The organism is Streptomyces sp. VTCC 41912 (assembly GCF_045799175.1).
GTDB lineage: Bacteria > Actinomycetota > Actinomycetes > Streptomycetales > Streptomycetaceae > Streptomyces > Streptomyces albulus_C.
The window spans coordinates 10783-30500 of sequence record NZ_JBJMAB010000002.1 but is presented as its reverse complement, the minus strand read 5'-3'; the positions used below and the strand labels follow the sequence as shown (position 1 = coordinate 30500).

The following is a 19718-nucleotide window of genomic DNA, read 5'->3' as shown; positions in this document are numbered from 1 at the left end:
AACGGCGTACCGGCCGCGTCGCGCCGCGGCAGGTCAGCAGGCCGTCCGGTGGCCCTTCAGCGGGGCGGCCGGGCGGCGGGGCCGGCGGCGCGGCGGGCGCACCAGGACCGACAGCAGCGCGGCGCCCACGGCGCACGCGGCGACCATCACCTGCACCGGGTGGCCGGGCCCCAGGATCGACCGGGTCAGCAGCGCGCCGAGCAGCGCCGCGACCGGGCCGGTGGCCAGCGTCAGGACGCGGTCGGGGAACCGTTCCGGCAGCCATCGGCGCGCGGACAGGGCGATGGCGAATCCGACGATCACGGCGCCGAGCGCTTCCCAGATCATGCTGTTCCCTCCCGCGTGACGAGGCCGATCGGTCGAACAAATCGGTCGTAGGCGGTCGTACCCAGGGGCCGCCGGCAACAACCCTCCGGCGCGGGCCCGCTTGTCCGGTCAGCGTGCGCCTGCGTCCGGCCATCGGGCAAGGGATTTCGGGCGTGGATTTCCGTGCCGCGGCGGCCGCCGGCGGTGGCCCCTGGAACGCCGCAGGGCGGCGGCCCGGAGAACGCTCTCCGGGCCGCCGCCCTGCGGTGTCGGTGACGGCGCCCGCGCGCCGGCGTCGGTGTGGCTCAGGGCGCGCCGAAGCCCACCTTGCGGGCGGTCGGCTCACCGAGCTCCACGTAGGCCACCCGGCTCGCCGCGACGAGGACCTTGCGACCGTGATCGTCCACCAGGCTCAGCAGCTCCGCCTTGCCGGTCAGCGCGTCGCTCACCGCGCGCTCGACCTCCTCCGCGGGCTGCCCGCTCTCCAGAACGATCTCGCGCGGCGCGTGCTGCACGCCGATCTTGACCTCCACGGCTACTGTCCCTCCGATGGTCTGGGGGTCCCCCGACGTCAGCCGGGGGAGGGTGCGCGGCCAGCCGCGCGGTACGCAGCCCACATTAGCCCGGTGCGGGGACGGACAGGACGTCACCGAACACGCCAGCAGCGAACACGGTCAGTGGGTGTCGGTGCCGTGCAGCGGGAATCCGGCGATGCCCTTCCAGGCGAGCGAGGTCAGCAGCTGCACCGCGGTGTCCCGCGGCACCTGGCTCTTCGAGGACAGCCAGTACCGCGCCACCACCTGGGAGACCCCGCCCAGGCCCACGGCCAGCAGCATCGACTCGTCCCGCGACAGCCCGGTGTCCTCGGCGATCACCGCGCTGATCGCCTCGGCGCACTCCAAGGACACCTTGTCCACCCGCTCGCGGACGGCCGGCTCGTTGGTCAGGTCCGACTCGAAGACCAGTCGGAAGGCGCCGCCCGGGTCCTCCACGTACGCGAAGTAGGCGTCCATGGTGGCCGCCACCCGCTGCTTGTTGTCGTTGGTGGACTCCAGGGCCGTGCGCACCGAGTGCAGCAGTGCCTCGCAGTGCTGGTCGAGCAGGGCCAGGTACAGCTCCAGCTTGCCGGGGAAGTGCTGGTAGAGCACCGGCTTGCTGACGCCGGCCCGCTCGGCGATGTCGTCCATCGCGGCCGCGTGGTACCCCTGCGCGACGAACACTTCCTGGGCCGCGCCCAGGAGCTGGTTGCGCCGGGCTCGGCGTGGCAGGCGCGTGCCCCGCGGGCGCGCCGCCTCGGTCTGCTCGATGGCGCTCACGCTGCCTCCCAGAAATCGTTCCGTTCGCGGTCCGTACAAGGTGGTGCACCGCGGCCGTCATCGTACTTTTGGGTAACGGGGCTGTGTGCGGTCCGTGGGGAGAAATTCTGCCCGGCACCGGTCTTCGAAGGCGACATAACGTCCCAGGTCATCGGTATTCGTCTTCGTTGAGTTCGACGACCCGGGCCTGTTCGGCGCGGTCCGCCTCGTTCGCGGAGAAGTCGCCGCCGGTCACCGTGTCGTCGCGGTGCGGGGCGAGGTCGGCGTGCTGCTCGGCGGCGTCGGCCTCCGGTGCCTCCACGTCGATCTGGGTGAGGTTGGGGCCGTTCGCCGCTTCCTCGAAGGTGTCGGGGTCCGTCGGGTCGACGTGCATGGTGGCTCCCTAGTCCAGTGCGTACGGGGGCCCGGTCCGCCTGTGGTGGCCGCCCTAGCTACGAGCCTAGGAGAGCGGTTGCGGGTGCGCGATGCGGTGTGTGACCGCGAACACACAATCGGGGGCGTGATCGTCTCGTAACATCGACCCCATGTCTTCGACCGAGTCGCCGGACACCGCGACAGCCGCCGCCCTCCCGGTGCCGCCGGCCGGCCCCGGCGCCCCGGGCGCCGCGGACGAGGCGGTCGAGTGGACGACGCTGGCGTCGCCGCCACGGCTGACGCTGGCCGTCCGGACCCCGGGCGTCCCGGCCGGCGCCGCCGACCGGACGCGCGAACCGGCCCTCTACGTCCACGGCCTGGGCGGCTCGTCGCGGAACTGGTCGGCCCTGATGCCGCTGCTCGCCGACCGGCTGGCCGGCGAGGCGATCGACCTCCCCGGCTTCGGCGAGTCGCCGCCGCCGGAGGACGGCAACTACTCGGTCTCCGCGCAGGCTCGTGCGGTCGTCCGCCACCTCGACGCGGTCGGGCGCGGGCCGGTCCACCTCATCGGCAACTCCCTGGGCGGCGCGGCGGTGACCCGGGTCGCCGCGACGCGTCCCGACCTGGTCCGCACCCTCACCCTGATCTCACCCGCGCTGCCCGAACTCCGGCCGCAGCGCACGGCGGTGCCCACCGCGCTGCTCGCGATCCCCGGCGTGGCCCGGCTGTTCGGCCGGCTCACCCGCGACTGGACGGCCGAGCAGCGCACCCGCGAGGTGCTGGCGCTCTGCTACGGCGATCCGGCCCGGGTCACCCCCGAGGGCTTCGAATCCGCCGTGGAGGAGTACGCCCGACGGCTCGAACTCCCTTACTTCTGGGAGGCGATGGAGCGTTCGGCGCGCGGTGTGGTCAACGCCTACACGCTCGGCGGCCAGCACGGACTGTGGCGTCAGGCCGAACGCGTCCTGGCACCCACCCTCCTCGTTTACGGTGGACGCGACCGCCTGGTCTCCATCCGGATGGCGCGGCGGGCGGCCGCGGCGTTCCGCGGTTCGCGGTTGCTGACCCTTCCGGAGGCGGGACACGTGGCGATGATGGAGTACCCCGAGGCGGTGGCACGGGCCGTCCGCGACCTGGTCGACTCCGCAACGGCCCGGTCCGAGGCCCCCGGTGCCGCGCGGCCCGCGGCGGACGGGAGCTGACGGGCCCCGTGGGACGACACAGCCGTCAGGGCGGGCCGCAGCGCCCGTCCGGTGACGCGGCCGAGAGCACCGGCAGTACGCCCCCCGCCCCCGCCCCCGGCACGGGGCGCCGACGCCGGACGGCCGGCCCGCCGGAGGGCGGCGGCGCGGTGCGCGGCGGCCATCCCGAACAGCGCGAGCCGGGCGGCGGCTGGGGCACGGACCCGGAGCCGACCGCCGCCGGCGCGTACGGCCACGCGCCGGGTGCCCAGGCCGCGCCGAGGATTCCGCGACCGCGGGCCGCCGAGCCCGGCGGGGCCCGGTCCGCGCCGCCCCCCTACGCCACGCCCGCCGCCGGCACGCCCGTCTTCGGCGCTCCGGTGGCGTCGCCGGGCGGCGGGCCGGGACCGCGGCGGGAGTACCTGGAGGCGTTCGGCGACCCGGCCCGGCCCCGCGCGCGCGGCCACGAGCCCGCCGACCTGCCGGCCGGCGCCCCGGCCGAGCAGGCCGCGGCGTTTCTGGACGGGTTCTCCGGCGGTGCGCCCGACGCGGCCTTCGCGGTGCCGGCGGGAGGCCGGGGCGGCGGCGATCCGGTGCTGGTCGACACCGCGGGCGAGGACGGCGCCGGGGGCCGAGACGCCCCGCGCGCGGCCCGCAAGGGCACCAAGGCGCGCACGTTCACCGGTGCGGCGGCCGCGGCGGTGACCACCGCACTCGCCGTCGTCATCGCGGGTCAGGTCGCCGACCAGCACCGCGACGACGGTGGGGCGCAGGCCCGCAGCGGGGACGACCGGAGCGACACCGGCACCGACGAGGCGTCGCGTTCCGAGGTGCGGGCCGGCCAGGACGCCAAGCCCGCCGACTACGCCACCCAGATGGCCCAAGTCTTCCCGCTCGACCCGCAGTTGACCGCCAGTGGCCAGTTCCGGGCGGTCGGCGGCGACGCCAAGGCGCCCGGCCACGGCAAGGTGCTGCGCTACCGGGTGGACGTCGAGGAGGGACTGCCGCTGGACGGCCGGCTGTTCGCCGATGCCGTGCACAAGACCCTGAACGACGACCGGAGTTGGGCGCACGGCGGGCGGCGCACCTTCCAGCGCGTCGGGTCCGGCGACGCGGACTTCGTGATCTCGCTGGCGAGCCCGGGGACCACCGCGAAGTGGTGCGCCAAGTCCGGCCTGGACACCACCGAGGACAACGTCTCCTGCGACTCGGCGGCCACCGAACGCGTGATGATCAACGCCTACCGGTGGGCGCAGGGCGCCAAGACCTACGGCCCCGACAAGATGCTGGCCTACCGGCAGATGCTGATCAACCACGAGGTCGGGCACCGGCTCGGACACAACCACGAGGCGTGTACGCGGCAGGGCGCGCTCGCGCCGGTGATGATGCAGCAGACCAAGTTCCTCACCACGGACGGGGCGACCTGCCGGCCCAACTCCTGGCCGTACCCGACCGGTCGGTGAGCCGGTCGGGCGGCGGGACGGGGGCGTCGGCCGCTCGGTATTGAGACGACTTGTCTCGCCCCGCGAGACGCCTTGCAAGGAACCGAACCGGCGTTCCATGATCTGCGCATGCCGCACCGCCACGCCACCGACCGCGCCGCCCTCCAGCGGGCGCTGCTCGGCGTGTCCGTGCAGAGCGTGGCCGACATCGACTGTCGCTGAGGCCCGCCCGGTCCCGTCGAGGCGCTGAGCCCTCCCGGACCGGGGTGATCCCCCCGCGTCGCCACGCGTCGTCCGTCGTGAACTCCTCCGTTGACGCGTCCGCAGGGGGCGGCCCCGCGCGCCCGCGCGCCCTCCTGCCGTCCCGTGCGGGTGCCTCCTGTTGTGAAAGGCACCTCCGCCATGGCCGAGCCGGTCCCCTCCAGCCACCCCTCCCGCCACCCCTCCCGCACCGCGACCAGGGCGGCCGCCGCCGTGGTCGCCGCCGTCCTCGCCGGGGGCGCGGCCGCCTGCGGCCCCAAGGACGCCGGCGCCGGCGGCACCGACGCCGCGCCCGCCGAGGGCGGCACGCTGACCGTCCTCAACTCCGAACCGCAGACCAACTTCGACCCGGCCCGGCTCTACACCTCCGGCGGCGGCAAGGTCCCCACCCTGGTCTTCCGCACTCTGACCACCCGCAACCGGGCCGACGGCGCGGCCGGCACCAAGGTCGTCCCGGACCTCGCCACCGACACCGGACGCCCCAGCAAGGGCGCCACGGTGTGGACCTACACCCTCAAGGACGGGCTGAAGTTCGAGGACGGCACGCCGATCACCAGCGCCGACGTCAAATACGGCATCGAGCGCTCCTTCGCCCCCGAACTCTCCGGCGGCGCACCCTACTTGCGGGACTGGCTGGTCGGCGGCGGCACCTACGAGGGCCCGTACAAGGACACCGGCAAGGGCGGGTTGAGATCCATCGAGACCCCGGACGACAAGACCCTCGTCTTCCACCTGCGCAAACCGGAAGGGGAATTCCCGCTGCTGGCCACGCAGACCCAGTTCGCGCCGGTGCCGCGCGCCAAGGACACCGGCACGAAGTACGAGCAGCACCCGGTCTCCTCCGGGCCCTACAAGGTCGTCTCGAACACCGGGGACGGCGAGCGCCTCGTCCTGGAGCGCAACCCGCACTGGTCGCGGCGGACCGACGACCAGCGGCACGCCTATCCCGACACCATCGACGTGAAGTCCGGGCTCGACCCCGCGGTCATCAACCAGCGGCTGTCCACCGGATCCGGCGCCGACGCCGCCGCGGTCACCACCGACACCAACCTCGGCCCCGCGGAACTCGCCCAGATCGCGGCCGACCCGGAGCTGAAGAAGCGGGTTGGCACCGGCCACTTCGGCTACACCAACTACCTCGCCTTCAACCCGAAGGTGAAGCCCTTCGACGATCCGAAGGTGCGAGCGGCCCTCGCCTACGCCGTCAACCGGCAGAGCGTGGTCAACGCGGCCGGCGGCTCCTCGCTCGCCGAACCCGCCACCACCTTCCTGCCGAACCAGAAGTCCTTCGGCTACGCCCCGGACGACCCGTTCCCGGCCGGACCGACCGGAAACCCGCAGAAGGCCCGGGAACTGCTCGAAGAGGCCGGCTACGCCCACGGATTGACGATCACCCTCACGCACTCCACCACCAAGAACTTCGCGACCAGCCCGGACGTCGCCACCGCCGTCCAGGAATCCCTCAAGAAGGCCGGCATCACCGTGAAACTGGCCGGACTGGAGGGCAACGCCTACAACGACAAGGTCCACAGCGTCACGGACGAGCCGGGCCTGTTCCTCAGCGGGTGGGGCGCCGACTGGCCGTCCGGCGGGCCGTTCCTCGCGCCGATCTTCGACGGGCGGCAGATCGTCAAGGACGCCTACAACTTCAACCACGCCCAGCTCGACGACCCGGCGGTCAACCACGAGATCGACGAGATCAACAAGCTGACCGACCTGACCGCCGCGGCCAAGCGGTGGGGCGCCCTGGACCGCACCCTCGGCCGCCGGGCACTGTCCGTACCGCTCTTCCACCCGGTCTACAAGCGGCTCTACGGCAAGGACGTCAAGAACGTCGTGATCAGCGACTGGGACGGCGTCCTCGACATCTCGCAGGTGTCGGTCAAGTGACGAACCGACGAGAAAGCGGCGCATGGGGGCGGTTGCGGGCGCGGCCGGGGGCCGTGGTGGCCGCGGCCGTCCTCGCGGCGCTCGCCCTGCTGGCCCTCGCCGCCCCGCTGCTGGCGGCCCTGGAGGGCCAGGACCCCACCACGTACCACGACGACCTGATCGACTCGGCCCGCGGCGGGGTGCCGCTCGGCCCGTACGGCGGGGTCAGCGGCGCCCACTGGCTGGGCGTCGAACCGGGCACCGGCCGGGACCTCTTCGCCCGGCTGCTGTACGGCGCCCGGATCTCCCTGCTGGTCGCCCTGGGCGCCACCGTCCTCCAGGTGGGCATCGGGGTGGGCGTCGGGCTGGCCGCCGGGCTCGGCGGCCGGTTCGCCGACGCCGTGCTCTCCCGCCTCACCGACGTCCTGGTGGCGCTGCCGCTGCTGGTCTGCGGGGTGGCCCTGACCTCCGTCGTGCCGGCCGACTTCCCCCGACCGCTGTTGCTGGTCGTCGTCATCGGTCTGCTCAACTGGGGCGGCACCTCCCGCGTCGTGCGCGCCCAGACGCTGTCGCTGAAGAAGCTGGACCACGTGGCCGCGGCCCGGCTCGGCGGGTCCGGGCCCTGGCGGGTGGCCCGCCGGGAACTGCTGCCCGCGCTCGCCGCCCCGGTGATCACCTACGCGGCGCTCCTGGTCCCGACGAACATCGTGGTCGAGGCGTCGCTGTCCTTCCTGGGCATCGGCGTCAAACCGCCCACCTCCTCATGGGGGCAGATGCTCTCCACGGCCACCACGTGGTTCCGCGCCGATCCGCTGTACGTGCTGCTGCCCGCCGCCTTCCTGTTCGTCACGGTCCTGGCCCTGACCGTCCTCGGGGACGCGGTACGCGCCGCGCTCGACCCGCGGGAGCGGTCCCGGCTGAGGGTCGGCACACCGGGCGGGCGGCGGCTCCGCCGGGAGAGGAGCGCCGCCGCATGACCGGCTACGTCCTGCGCAAACTGGGCGGCGCGCTGCTCGTCCTGTTCCTGCTCTCCGTCGTCGTCTACCTGCTCTTCTACGTCGCCCCCGGCGACCCCGCCCGGCTCGCCTGCGGTCCCCGCTGCGACGCCGGCCAGATCCGCCAGGTGCGCGACCAACTCGGCCTCGACGAAAGCCTGGTGGCGCAGTACCTGCACTTCCTCCAGGCCATCGGCACCGGCCGCGACTTCTCCACCGGCACCGGCGTCCTGCACTGCCCGGCGCCCTGCTTCGGCCTCTCGTACCAGAACGGCCAGCCGGTCACCACGCTGCTCGGCGACCGGCTGCCGGTCACCGCCTCCCTCGCGTGCGGCGCGATGGTGCTGTGGCTGCTGCTCGGCGTCGGCACCGGGCTGCTCTCCGCGCTGCGCCGCGGCGGGCCGGCCGAGCGGGTGCTGACGGTGCTCACCCTGACCGGCACCGCCATCCCGGTCTTCATCACCGGGCTGCTGCTCCTGATGCTGTTCTGCGCCTCCCTGCAGTGGTTGCCGTTCCCGTCCTACGTCCCGCTCACCGAGGACCCCGAGCAGTGGGCCTGGAACCTGCTGCTGCCCTGGACGGCGCTGGCCCTGCTGGAATCCGCCAAGTACGCCCGGCTGACCCGCTCGGCCACCCTGGAGACGCTGGCCGAGGACCACATCCGCACCTTCCGCGCCTACGGGCTGCGGGAACGGGCGGTGGTCGGCCGGCACGCGCTGCGCGGCGCGCTGCCGCCGGTGATCGCCCTCAACGCCATCGACCTCGGCACGATGTTCGGCGGCGCGACGCTCACCGAGACCCTCTTCGGCCTGCCGGGCCTGGGCCAGCTCCTGGTCCACTCGGTCCGCACCGTGGACCTGCCGGTGGTGGTCGGGACGGTGCTGGGCGTCGGCGCCGCCGTGGTCGTGGCCAGCGCCGTCGCCGACGTCCTGTACGCGCTCGCCGACCGAAGGGTGACCCTCACATGACCGCGCAACCCACCGACCCGCTGGTCGAGGTCACCGACCTGACCGTCGACTTCCCGACCGCGGCCGGCGACGTCCGGGCCGTCGACGGGGTCTCCTTCCGCCTCGCGCCCGGCCGCGCGCTGGGCCTCGTCGGCGAGTCCGGCTCCGGGAAGTCCACCGTCGCCGCGGCCCTGCTGGACCTGCACCGCGGCACCGGCGCACGGGTGACCGGCACGGTCCGGGTCGCCGGACGGGACGTGCTCGCCGCCCCCGAGGCCGCGTTGCGCCGGCTGCGCGGCGGCACCGCCGCGATGGTCTTCCAGGACCCGCTCTCCTCCTTGGACCCGTACTACGCCGTCGGCGACCAGATCGCCGAGGTCCACCGGGTGCACCGGCCGGGCACCTCCCGGCGGGCCGCCCGGGCCCGGGCCGTCGAGGTGCTCGACCGGGTCGGCATCGCGGACCCGGCCCGCCGCGCCCGGGCCCGGCCGCACGAGTTCAGCGGTGGGATGCGGCAGCGCGCGCTGCTGGCGATGGCCCTGGCCTGCGAGCCGCGGCTGCTGATCGCCGACGAGCCGACCACCGCCCTGGACGTCACCGTGCAGGCGCAGATCCTCGACCTGCTGCACGAACTGCGCGCGGAGAGCGGGCTGGGCCTGGTCCTGGTCACCCACGACCTCGGGGTGGCGGCCGGCAGCGTGGACGAGGTGCTGGTGCTGCGCGGCGGGCGGGAGGCGGAACGCGGCCCGGTCGCGGAGGTCCTCGGCTCCCCGCGCGCCGCGTACACCAAGGAACTGCTGGCGGCGGTGCCCCGGGTGGACGCCGCACGGGTCCCGCCGCCGGGCGGGGCGGCCGGCGCGGCCCCCGCCCCGGGCGAACCGCTGCTCGAAGCCGTGGGCCTGCGAAGGGAGTTCGGCCGGGGCCGGGAGCGCGCTACCGCGGTCGACGACGTCTCGCTGACCGTTGCCGCCGGCGAAGTGCTGGGCCTGGTAGGCGAGTCCGGCAGCGGCAAGACCACACTGGGCCGGATGCTGGTCCGCCTGCTGGAGCCCACCGCGGGCAGCCTGCGCTTCCGCGGGCGGGAGATCGGCCGCCTCGGCGAACGCCAACTGCGGCCACTGCGGGCCGAGGTGCAGATGGTCTTCCAGGACCCCTCGTCCTCGCTCAACCCGCGCCGCACCATCGGTGAGTCGGTGGCCGACCCGCTGCGCGCCGCGGGGGAGAGCGACGACCGGCGGGCCGTGCGGCGCGCCCGCGAACTCCTGGACCGGGTCGGCCTCGACCCGGACTGGTACCACCGCTATCCGCACGAGTTCAGCGGCGGCCAGCGGCAGCGCGTCGGGATCGCCCGGGCCCTGGCCCCCGCGCCCCGGCTGCTGGTCTGCGACGAGCCGGTCTCCGCGCTGGACGTCACCACCCAGGCGCAGATCACGGCCCTCCTCGCCGAACTGCGCCGGGAGTTGGGCCTCGCGCTGGTCTTCATCGCCCACGACCTGGCGGTGGTCCGGGCGGTCAGCGACCGGGTGGCGGTGCTGCGGGCCGGCCGGATCGTCGAGGAGGGGCCGGTCGACCGGGTGTACGACAGTCCGCAACACCCCTACACACAGGGGCTGCTGGCGGCCGTCCCGGTGCTGGATCCGCAGGTCGCGGCGGGGAAGCGGGCGCTGCGGGCGGCGGCCTGACGGCCGTACCGCCCCGCCCAACGACCCCATAGCGCGGCGAAACGGCCCGAGGGGTGGAAAGTCACGCGTGTTCACCCCTTCCGGTGGCGCGATGGACAACCGTCCATCGCGCCACCGGCCCCTTTGCGTAGCTTCTTCCTGCAGGTGGCGGGGGACGTGCCGCGCCAGGACGCCGATATGGGAGGACGGGGGTGCCGTCGTGCGCATTGGACTGCTCACCGAGGGTGGCTATCCCTACGCGTCCGGTGAGGCGCACGGGTGGTGCGAGCGGCTCGTGCGCGGGCTGCCCGGCCACGACTTCGCGCTCCACGCGCTGACCACGGACGCCCGGCAGGACGCCCGGGGCCCCGGGGAACTGCCGGCCAACGTACGGCTGGCCGGGTCGGCGCCGCTGTGGGGCGACGTCCCGGTGGCGCGGCGCCGGACCGCACCGGAGCACCCCGGGGGCCGATCCGCCGGCCGCCGCGCCCGGCGCCGGTTCGTCGAGCACTTCGGCGACCTCGTGGCGGCCTGCGCGGCGTCGGCGGCGGGGGAGCGGGCCACCGGCGCGGAATCCGGCGCGGACGGCCAGGCGGACCGTTTCGCCAGCGGCCTCTACGGGCTCGCCGACCTGGCCCGCGCCGGCGCCGCACTGCCCGCCCTGCTCCGCTCCGAGGAGGCCGTGCGGGTCCTGGAGGCCGTCTGCCACGGCCCCGGCGCGGCGCCCGTCCTCCAAGGGGCCCAGGTCACCGACCTGTTGGCGGCCACCGCGGAACTGGAGCCGGCGCTCCGCCCGCTCGCGCTGGACTGGTACGGCGACGCCGGGCTCGCCGGGGTCGACCTCTGCCACGCCACCTCGGCCGGCGCCGCCGCCCTCCCGGGGCTGCTGGCCAAACGCTTCTTCGGGACTCCGCTCCTGGTCACCGAGCACGCCGTGCGCCTGCGCGAGCACTACCTCACGGACCCGACCGCACCGCGGACCGCGCCCGTGCGGGTGCTGCTCGCCGCCTTCCGGCGCGCCCTGGCCGCCGAGACCTACGCCCGGGCCGCGCTGATCACCGCCGGCGGCACCCGGGCCCGCCGCTGGCAGGAGCGGTGCGGCGCGGACCCGGCCCGGCTGCGCACGGTCTACCCGGGCAGGGACGCCGGCCCCTTCGCGGCGGTGCCGGACGCCGCGCCGGACGACTCCGCGACCCTGGTGTGGACCGGCGCCATCGCCCCGGACAAGGACCTGGTCGGACTGCTGCACGCGTTCGCCGCACTCCGCAGGGAGGTGCCGGCCGCCACCCTGCGGATCATCGGCGGCCTGGGTGCCGACCCGGAGGCCGCCGGCTACCGCGCCCAGTGCCGGGCGTTGGCCGCCCAACTCTTCCCCGACGAGGCCGTCGACGCCCGTTCGGCCGGGGAGAACCCGGTCAGCTTCGAGGAGTTCGGCGGTCCCGCCGCACCCACCCCGGCGGACGCCTACGACTCGGCGACGGTGGTGGTGCTCTCCAGCGCCGTCGAGGGGTTCCCGCGCTCCCTGGTGGAGGCGATGTTCTGCGGCCGCGCCACGGTCTCCACCGACACCGGCGCGGTCTGCGAGGTGATCGGGGGCACCGGCCTGGTGGTCCCGCCGCGCAACCCCCGCGCGCTGGCCGAGGCATGCCGGGCGCTGCTCGCCGACCCGGAACGGCGCGCCCGCCTGGGCGCCGCGGCCCGCGCCCGGGCACTCGAACTCTTCACCGTCGAGCAGAACGTCGCGGCATTTCGTGGCATCTACCTGGAACTGATCGCGCAGGCCCCCGGCGGCCCCGCGGGATGCGGCGCCACGGCCGGGGGCGGCGTTCCGCGGCCCTTCGCCCGGCCCGCGGAGTCGCGGATGCCCGAGGGGCCGTCGCCGGCCGGTGCCGCCCGCACGCCGAGTTGGGCACGGGCGGGCGGACGGACCCGGCGCACGCGGTACGGGGCGGCCGGCGAACCGGCCGCCGGGCAGGTGTGGTGAGGGTGAGGGAGGCGGCAATGGTGACGGACGTACGGGACGTGCGCGGCGCGGTGGGCGCGGCACGGGTGACGGGCCGGGCGGACGCGGCGCACGCGGTGTGTCGGGGCGGCGCCCCGGGGGCCGGGTGGGCGTCGTCGGACCGGGGCGGCCCCCTCGCCGGCCCCTGTCGCCGGGACCGGAGGAGAGGAGACGGCACATGACCGCGTCCGAGAGCGGCACCGCGGCGCCCCCCGCCCGGCCGACCCCGCGGCACGGCCCCGCCGACCCGGTCCGCCTGCTGATGCACCGTCACCGCACCTTGTGCGAACGCGCCGTCGACCCTCTGGAGATCGCCGCCGGCCTGGAGGCGCACGGAGTCACCGACCGCGCCGCCGCCCGCTTCCGGCACCGCGACGTGTTCTCGCTGGCCGAAGAGCTCTACGCCCGCATCCCGCGCGCCGACGAACCGGTGCGACGGCCGGCGCCCGGGCCGACGGCCGAGAGCGAACCGGACCCGGACCCGGAACCGGACCCGCTCCTGGTCGCCCCCGCGCCCCGTTCCCGGTTCGCCCGCGGCGCCGTCCAACTGCTGCCCGGCGCGCTCGCCCTCGCCACCGTCGCCGCCCACGCCGCCGTGCGGCACCCGACCCGGCACCTCGTCGCGGCGGTCGACGCCGCCGGGCTGCTGCTGACCGCCCTCGCCCTGCGGCTGGCGCTGCGCCACGGGCCACTGCGGCTGCGCCACCGCCCCGGGTCCCGGGCCGTGGTGCTGTGGGCCGGCTGGACGGTGGGCTACGCGGTCTACGGGGACTGGTTGCTGGCGCAGCTGCTCTCCGGCGGACCCGACGTGCCCGGCCCGCACCCGCGGGCGGCCGTCGCCACCGCCGTGGCGCTGGCCTGCGCGGTCGTCCCGGCCGCCGGGTGCGCCCACTGGTTCGCGGTCCGCGGCCGCCGCGGACTGGCCAGCAGCCGCGCCCTGGCCGAACTCGCCTCCCGGGTACGGCCGTTGCTGGTCGGCGCCACGGGGTTCTTCCTGGGCGCCGCGCTGGCGCTGGCGGTCGGCGCGCACCTGCTGCTCGCCGGTGCGGGCCGCCCCGGCGGCAGGTCGGCCGTCCTCGCGGCCGGCGCGCTGGCGCTGCTGCTCTTCCTCGCCCGGCTGCTCGCGGTGCACGGCTTCCCGACGGCCGCCGCGGCCGGCCTGGGCAGCGCCGCCGCCCTGGAAGCGGCGGCCCTGTGCCTGGTCCTGGCCGCCCGGTTGCCCGGGCTGGCGCCGCTCGGCACTCCGGTGGAGACCCTGGTCGCCGCCGCCGGACCGGCCGCGGTCCCCGCCGCCGCGTGCACCCTCGCGGCCCTGGGCCTGCTCGCCCGCGGGCTGCGGGCGCTCACCGGCGCCTGCGCGCACCCGCCCGCCGCCGCACCCGAACGCCGCGGCGGCACCCCGCTCACCGACCGGCCGGAGGCCCACCGGTGACGAGGTGCCCCACCGGCCCGCACGGGGCTGCGTACTCGGCGTACTCGGCGTACTCCGCGTACTCCGCGTACTCCGCGTCCACGTTCCGCACGGCGCGGCGCCCCGATGCCGCCGCGTCGCCCGCCCCGGCCCCCGCGCCGCGGACCCCACCCCCCACCGGGCCGCCGCCCCCGGGGGCGGGCACCGCCTCCGCGGTCGGCGTCGGCGCCCTTCACCCGCTTCCCTCGATCCGCATGAGGAGTCGTCACATGAACGTCCACCCGACCACACGGCACGCGCGCAGGGAGGCCGCACGATGAGGGTGCTGCTCATCGGCGCCAACGGCTACCTCGGCCGCTACGTCGCCGACCGCCTGCTCGCCGACCCCGCCGTCCAGCTCACCGCCCTCGGCCGGGGGGACGACGCCGACGTCCGCTTCGACCTCGCCACCGGCAGCCCGGGGGCGCTCACCCGCTTCCTCGACGCGGTCCACCCCGGCGTGGTCGTCAACTGCGCCGGCACCACCCGCGGCGGCGCCCGGGAGCTGACCCGGCACAACACCGTCGCGGTGGCCACCATCTGCGAGTCACTGCGCCGCAGCGGCTGCGGCGCCCGCCTGGTGCACCTGGGCTGCGCCTCCGAGTACGGGCCCTCACAGCCCGGCTCGTCCACCGCCGAGGACGCCGTGCCGCGCCCCGGCGGCCCCTACGGCGTCAGCAAGCTGGCCGCCACCGAGCTGGTACTGGGCTCCGGTTTGGACGCCGTGGTGCTGCGGGTGTTCTCGCCGGTCGGCCCGGGCACCCCGGCCGGCTCGCCGTTGGGCCGGCTCGCCGAGGCGATGCGGCGCGCGATGCAGTCTGGGGACAACGAGCTCAAGCTGGGCGGGCTGGGGGTGCAGCGGGACTTCGTCGACGTCCGGGACGTGGCCCGGGCGGTGCACGCCGCCTCGCTCTCCGCCGCGCAGGGCGTGGTCAACATCGGGACCGGGCGGGCGGTGCGGCTGCGGGAGGCCGCCGCGGTGCTCGCCCGGGTCGCCGGGTTCGGCGGCTCGCTGCACGAACTCGACTCCCCACCGGCCCGGCTGGTGATCCCGGCCCCGGCCTCCGAAGGGCACGCGGTCGGCACGCCCCCCACCGCCTACCCGTATCCGGACGGCTGCGGCACCTGGCAGCAGGCCGACGTGCGCACCGCCCGCGACCGGCTCGGCTGGCGCCCGCGGATCGTCCTGGAGGAGTCCCTCGCCGACATCTGGATGGAGGCGGCCTGCCGCATCTGAGCCGCCGGCCGGGCGCCGCACCGCCACACACCGATCCGCGAGACGGGCGTCCGGCCAGTGAGACGGCTGGCGGCGGGTACGGGGGTGGAGCACCCGCCCCCGTACGGCGCCGGCCAGGGGCGCCGGCCCTCCGGCGCGCGCAGTCCAGCGAGGTGGTGGCGGCCGTGGGCGACCCCGGGGAGTCGCTGCCCGGCTACTGGGACGCATTCGTCTCGCACACCGGACCGGGTGTCTCGGAATGAAGAAGGGCGTGGCAGTGTTACGGGGAGAACCGTCTCCACCGTTCCTGGTTCCGACCGGGGCGGGGGAACCCCATCGAGACCGACCAACGGAGTCCCCGTGTCGCTGCCACCCCTGGTCGAGCCCGCTTCGGAGCTCACCGTCGACGAGGTCCGCAGGTACTCCCGCCACCTGATCATCCCCGATGTCGGGATGGACGGGCAGAAGCGGCTGAAGAACGCCAAGGTGCTGTGCGTCGGCGCCGGCGGCCTGGGTTCGCCCGCGCTGATGTACCTGGCCGCGGCCGGCGTCGGCACCCTGGGCATCGTGGAGTTCGACGAGGTCGACGAGTCGAACCTGCAGCGCCAGATCATCCACAGCCAGGCGGACATCGGCCGTTCCAAGGCGGCCTCCGCCAAGGACACGGTCCTCGGCATCAACCCGTACGTCACGGTCAACCTCCACGAAGAGCGCCTCGACTCCACCAACGTCATGGAGCTCTTCGCGCAGTACGACCTCATCGTCGACGGCACGGACAACTTCGCCACCCGCTACCTCGTCAACGACGCCTGCGTGCTGCTGAACAAGCCGTACGTCTGGGGTTCCATCTACCGCTTCGACGGCCAGGCGTCGGTGTTCTGGAGCGAGCACGGTCCGTGCTACCGCTGCCTGTACCCGGAGCCCCCGCCGCCCGGCATGGTGCCCTCCTGCGCCGAGGGCGGCGTGCTCGGCGTGCTCTGCGCCTCCATCGGGTCGATCCAGGTCAACGAGGCCATCAAGCTGCTCGCCGGCATCGGCGACCCGCTGGTCGGCCGCCTCATGATCTACGACGCGCTGGAGATGACGTACCGCCAGGTCAAGGTCCGCAAGGACCCCAACTGCGCGGTCTGCGGCGAGAACCCGACCGTCACCGAACTGATCGACTACGAGGCGTTCTGCGGTGTGGTCTCCGAGGAGGCCCAGCAGGCGGCGGCCGGTTCGACGATCACTCCGCAGCAGCTCAAGGAGTGGATCGACAGCGACGAGAAGATCGACATCATCGACGTCCGGGAGCCCAACGAGTTCGAGATCGTCTCGATCCCGGGCGCCCGCCTGATCCCGAAGAACGAGTTCCTGATGGGCACCGCCCTCCAGGACCTCCCGCAGGACAAGAAGATCGTCCTGCACTGCAAGACCGGCGTCCGCTCCGCCGAGGTCCTGGCGGTCCTGAAGTCCGCCGGCTTCGCCGACGCGGTGCACGTCGGTGGCGGCGTCATCGGCTGGGTCAACACCGTCGAGCCGGAGAAGCCCGTCTACTGAGCGGCTCCGCGAGCGGGGCGCCGCGCCCCCCCCGTGACGCGTGACGGCGCCGGTCCGTGCGATACGGACCGGCGCCGTCGTGTCGTTGCGGCCGGCCGGCCCGCCGGTGACGGCGGCCGGCCGGGCCCTAGATCTCGCCCTTGCGGCTCAGGAAGCTGAAGGCCATCCAGCCCGGCAGCACCGGCAGCCAGAAGACCATCAGCCGGAACAGCAGCACCGCCGGGAGCGCCGTCTCGGCCGGCAGCCCGCCGATGGTCAGCGCACCCATCAGCGCGGCCTCCACGGCGCCCACCCCGCCCGGCGTCGGCGCCGCCGACCCCAGTGCGTTGCCCGCCAGGAAGGCCACCGCGATGCCCGCGTAGCTGATCTGGTCGCCGCCGCCGAACGCCCGGATCGAGGCGTCCAGGCACATCACGTTCGCCACCGTCAGCAGCAGCATCCCGCCGATGCCGGTGACCAGCTTCCGCGGCCGCTGGAGGATGTCCAGCATCCGCGGCACCACCCCGGCGAACAGCGACCGCAGCCGGGTCACCACGAACTTCCGCAGCACCGGCACCGCCGTGACGACCAGGATCAGCACGGCCACCGTCAGCAGACCGGCGATGACCGTCCGGGACGGCGAGATCTGCGGGGCGTGCTCGGTGCCCGTCAGGTAGCCGAACGCCAGCAGCAGCACGATGTGGCTGCCGAGCCCGAAGAGCTGGGACGCGCCGACGCTCGCCACCGCCAGCCCCGGACGCACCCCGGCCCGTTGCAGGAACCGGGTGTTCAGCGCCACGCCGCCGATCGCGGTGGGCGCCACCAGCTTCACGAAGTCGCCCGCGACCTGCGCGAGCAGCGTCCGCAGGAACGAGACCTTCTCGGTGACGAAGCCCAGCAGGCTCATCGCCGCCGCGACGTACGTCAGCGCGGAGAAGAACGCCGCCACCAGCACCCACACCCACCGGGCCTGGTTGATCACGTCGCCGAGGTTGAAGTTGGTGAGCTGCGACAGCAGCACGTACGCGGCGAACGCGCCGGCGATCCAGCTGATCAGGATGCGCGGGCTGAGCCGTTCCAGCTTCGCCGGCTCGATCACCGCGCTCGGCCGGATCAGCAGCACCTGCCGGCGGATCTGCGCGAGCAGGTCCTCCTCCAGGGCCTCCTCCGACGCCTCCTCCAGGGCCCGCTTCTCGGCGCTCTTCTCGGCGTTGCGCACCGCCCGCAGCGCCTTGCGGTCCTGGGGGCCGTTGGCCTCCCGGGCCTCCCGCGCCTCCTTGGCGGCCTGCGACGCGGCGAGCACCGCCTCGCGCTCCCGCTGGGCCCGGTCCCGCGCCAGCTGGCGCAGGGTGGCCCGGGTGGTGCGGCTGAGCGCGATCGGCTGGAGCAGCGGCAGGCTGTCGGCCACCGCGTCCGGCCCGAGCACCTCGACGGCCGCGGCGACCGCCCGCTCCGCGCCGACCCGCAGTCCGCAGGTGGCCAGCAGCTGCGCGATGTCCATCCGCAGGACCACGTCGCCGGCGGCGATCTCGCCGCCCCGCAGGTCGGTCAGCACGATGTTGCCGGAACGGTCCACCAGCAGCGCCTCGCCGACCAGCCGCCGGTGCGCGATCCGCCGCGACTGCAGCGCGGCCACCTGGCGCCAGGCGCTGTGCATCAGCGCGTCGGTGATCTCCTCGTCGGCCAGCGCGTCGAAGGTGCGGCCGCCGATGTGCTCGTAGACCAGCATCACGGCGTCCGGGCCCAGCTCGGAGGTGGCGATCAGCTTGGGCGCGTTGGCCCCGGCGGCGATCGCCGCGTACGACAGCAGCGCCTCCTGCTCCAGGGCCTGGCGCAGCGACTGCAGGCTGCGGCGCTGGTTGATCCCGCGCAGCGACAGCCGGCGCCACACCCGGTAGAAGAAGCCCTGCGCCTGCTGCTCGCGGTCGACGACGGTGACGTCGATCGGCGGCCCGTCCTCCAGGGTGACGAGGTAGCGGCGGCCCCGGTCGGTGTGCTCCGGGCTGCCGGCGTCCTCCGCGCGCATCGCGCTGACCGGCCGGAAGCCGACCCGGCGCAGGCCCGCGAGGAGGTTCTGGCCGGTGGGGCGGACGTTGGGCGAGCCGACCGCGTAGAGGGTGCCGAAGGCGACGGTCCAGCCGATCAGCACGGTTACCACGATCGCGAACGGGGTGGTGTACCGCCCGATCAGCACCGCGAAGGCGTCCAGCAACAGGACGCACCACATCGCCACCCGCCAACGGGGGCGCCGGGACATCCCCACCGCCGTCATGTACGCGATCACCGGCGCCAGGTAGCTGTGCACCGGCGCGGAGAGCGACCCGTTGGCCAGCGGCTGGGTGAGCGCGCTGCGGATCGAGGCGGGGGCGGCCTCGGCGACCCAGAGGTCGGTGGCGAGCGACACCCCGTGCGCCAGGACGGCGGCCAGCACGCCGTCCGCGATCCGCAGCCCGTCCCGCTTGATCAGCCGCTCCACGGCGAACGCCACCGGCACGATCAGCACCAGGACGCTGGACGCCAGTCCGGCGAGGTTGATCAGCAGCGGCGGGGCCGCCCCGGCACCCTGCCCGATGTCGTTCTTCAGGCCCTGGGTGGTGCCGTGTGCGAAGGTCGCCAGCGCCAGCACCAGTGCGATCCCGGCGATGCCGAGCAGCAGCCGCAGCAGGTCGGCGGGGCGGTGCACACGTGCCGGCAGCAGCGGTTCGTCCACCGCCAGGCGGTCGACGTGGAACTCGCCGGTGCCCTGGAGCCCGTCCTCACAGCGGTGCGGGCCCGTGCGGGGTGCGTCGTCGGCGGTCTTGTGGTGCTCCAGCCCTTCGTCCGGCGGCTGGTCGCCGTGCTCGCCCTCCTTCGTCTGCCGGACGGGCTCGTGCCGCTCGGGTGGCTCGGGCGCCGTGGGCCGGTCCGGCCTCGCGGACGCCTCGGGTCGTTCGGCCTTCTCGATCGTGCTCGCCTTTTCGGTAGCGGGAGCCGTGGTCGGCTTCCGTCGCTGCTTCCCCTTCCCCGCCGCCCGCGGCCCGTGCGGCTGCGCGGTCCCCGCGGTCGGTTCCGGGGCGGTGCCGGTGACCAGCACGTCAGGGGCGCCCGCCTCCCGCGGAGGCGCCGCACCCTGCTGCTCGGCCGTCTCTTCTTGATCTCGTATCACCAGTCACCGTCCGGAAGATGGTGGCACGGCCGTCCGGTCCGGGGAGGCATCAGGG

Annotated in this window: 16 protein-coding genes; 11 read left to right on the top strand and 5 right to left on the bottom strand. The window is 74.9% G+C overall.

Annotation, left to right across the window (positions count from 1 at the left end):
- Positions 1-33: 33 nt before the first annotated feature.
- From ACJ6WD_RS03455 to ACJ6WD_RS03440, 4 genes are all read right to left on the bottom strand, one after another.
- On the bottom strand, positions 34-327 hold the full coding sequence (locus ACJ6WD_RS03455; protein WP_233656877.1) for a hypothetical protein: 294 nt from the start codon (positions 325-327) through the stop codon (positions 34-36).
- 284 nt (positions 328-611) lie between these two features.
- The gene (locus tag ACJ6WD_RS03450) at positions 612-839 is read right to left on the bottom strand and encodes a DUF3107 domain-containing protein (protein WP_016575981.1); all 228 of its coding nucleotides are present in this window, start codon (positions 837-839) and stop codon (positions 612-614) included.
- Positions 840-980: 141 nt separating this feature from the next.
- On the bottom strand, positions 981-1622 hold the full coding sequence (locus tag ACJ6WD_RS03445; RefSeq protein ID WP_016575982.1) for a TetR/AcrR family transcriptional regulator: 642 nt from the start codon (positions 1620-1622) through the stop codon (positions 981-983).
- Positions 1623-1770: 148 nt separating this feature from the next.
- Positions 1771-1995, bottom strand: coding sequence for a hypothetical protein (locus ACJ6WD_RS03440; RefSeq protein WP_016575983.1), 225 nt, complete (start codon positions 1993-1995; stop codon positions 1771-1773).
- A 151-nt stretch (positions 1996-2146) separates the two neighbouring features.
- Here ACJ6WD_RS03440 and ACJ6WD_RS03435 point away from each other — a divergent pair, with 151 nt between their 5' ends.
- The 11 genes from ACJ6WD_RS03435 (at position 2147) to moeZ (ending at position 16539) form a co-directional block, all read left to right on the top strand.
- The gene (locus ACJ6WD_RS03435) at positions 2147-3178 is read left to right on the top strand and encodes an alpha/beta fold hydrolase (protein ID WP_407615125.1); all 1032 of its coding nucleotides are present in this window, start codon (positions 2147-2149) and stop codon (positions 3176-3178) included.
- 8 nt (positions 3179-3186) lie between these two features.
- Complete coding sequence (locus tag ACJ6WD_RS03430; protein ID WP_407615124.1) at positions 3187-4620, top strand: DUF3152 domain-containing protein; 1434 nt, start codon at positions 3187-3189, stop codon at positions 4618-4620.
- A 108-nt stretch (positions 4621-4728) separates the two neighbouring features.
- Entirely contained in the window at positions 4729-4821 is a 93-nt protein-coding gene (locus tag ACJ6WD_RS03425; RefSeq protein ID WP_020930902.1) for an Ms4533A family Cys-rich leader peptide, read from the top strand.
- A gap of 180 nt (positions 4822-5001) precedes the next feature.
- Positions 5002-6750, top strand: a complete 1749-nt coding sequence (locus ACJ6WD_RS03420; RefSeq protein ID WP_407615123.1) for an ABC transporter substrate-binding protein — start codon at positions 5002-5004, stop codon at positions 6748-6750.
- Entirely contained in the window at positions 6747-7706 is a 960-nt protein-coding gene (locus tag ACJ6WD_RS03415; protein WP_407615122.1) for an ABC transporter permease, read from the top strand. Before ACJ6WD_RS03420 ends, ACJ6WD_RS03415 begins: the two co-directional genes overlap by 4 nt.
- On the top strand, positions 7703-8692 hold the full coding sequence (locus ACJ6WD_RS03410; RefSeq protein WP_376447438.1) for an ABC transporter permease: 990 nt from the start codon (positions 7703-7705) through the stop codon (positions 8690-8692). The genes ACJ6WD_RS03415 and ACJ6WD_RS03410 overlap by 4 nt, the downstream gene beginning before the upstream one ends.
- Complete coding sequence (locus ACJ6WD_RS03405; RefSeq protein WP_407615121.1) at positions 8689-10353, top strand: dipeptide ABC transporter ATP-binding protein; 1665 nt, start codon at positions 8689-8691, stop codon at positions 10351-10353. Before ACJ6WD_RS03410 ends, ACJ6WD_RS03405 begins: the two co-directional genes overlap by 4 nt.
- A gap of 199 nt (positions 10354-10552) precedes the next feature.
- Complete coding sequence (locus tag ACJ6WD_RS03400; RefSeq protein WP_376447700.1) at positions 10553-12316, top strand: DUF3492 domain-containing protein; 1764 nt, start codon at positions 10553-10555, stop codon at positions 12314-12316.
- 196 nt (positions 12317-12512) lie between these two features.
- Positions 12513-13766 (top strand): hypothetical protein, encoded by a 1254-nt coding sequence (locus ACJ6WD_RS03395; RefSeq protein ID WP_407615120.1) that lies wholly within the window; start codon positions 12513-12515, stop codon positions 13764-13766.
- Positions 13767-14061: 295 nt separating this feature from the next.
- Positions 14062-15021, top strand: a complete 960-nt coding sequence (locus tag ACJ6WD_RS03390) for an NAD(P)-dependent oxidoreductase (RefSeq protein ID WP_016571662.1) — start codon at positions 14062-14064, stop codon at positions 15019-15021.
- A gap of 339 nt (positions 15022-15360) precedes the next feature.
- Entirely contained in the window at positions 15361-16539 is a 1179-nt protein-coding gene (gene moeZ / locus ACJ6WD_RS03385; protein ID WP_233656869.1) for an adenylyltransferase/sulfurtransferase MoeZ, read from the top strand.
- Between the two features lie 127 nt (positions 16540-16666).
- Here the strand turns inward: moeZ and ACJ6WD_RS03380 are convergent, their stop codons facing one another.
- On the bottom strand, positions 16667-19663 hold the full coding sequence (locus tag ACJ6WD_RS03380) for a lysylphosphatidylglycerol synthase domain-containing protein (RefSeq protein ID WP_374206768.1): 2997 nt from the start codon (positions 19661-19663) through the stop codon (positions 16667-16669).
- Positions 19664-19718: the final 55 nt, after the last annotated feature.

Bases quoted from the DNA above. Each gene is read 5' to 3' on its own strand.
- ACJ6WD_RS03455 (WP_233656877.1), bottom strand. From the start codon at position 327: ATGATCTGGGAAGCGCTCGGCGCCGTGATCGTCGGATTCGCCATCGCC.
- ACJ6WD_RS03420 (WP_407615123.1), top strand. From the start codon at position 5,002: ATGGCCGAGCCGGTCCCCTCCAGCCACCCCTCCCGCCACCCCTCCCGC.
- ACJ6WD_RS03425 (WP_020930902.1), top strand. From the start codon at position 4,729: ATGCCGCACCGCCACGCCACCGACCGCGCCGCCCTCCAGCGGGCGCTG.
- ACJ6WD_RS03390 (WP_016571662.1), top strand. From the start codon at position 14,062: ATGAGGGTGCTGCTCATCGGCGCCAACGGCTACCTCGGCCGCTACGTC.
- ACJ6WD_RS03395 (WP_407615120.1), top strand. From the start codon at position 12,513: ATGACCGCGTCCGAGAGCGGCACCGCGGCGCCCCCCGCCCGGCCGACC.
- ACJ6WD_RS03440 (WP_016575983.1), bottom strand. From the start codon at position 1,995: ATGCACGTCGACCCGACGGACCCCGACACCTTCGAGGAAGCGGCGAAC.
- ACJ6WD_RS03410 (WP_376447438.1), top strand. From the start codon at position 7,703: ATGACCGGCTACGTCCTGCGCAAACTGGGCGGCGCGCTGCTCGTCCTG.
- ACJ6WD_RS03405 (WP_407615121.1), top strand. From the start codon at position 8,689: ATGACCGCGCAACCCACCGACCCGCTGGTCGAGGTCACCGACCTGACC.
- ACJ6WD_RS03435 (WP_407615125.1), top strand. From the start codon at position 2,147: ATGTCTTCGACCGAGTCGCCGGACACCGCGACAGCCGCCGCCCTCCCG.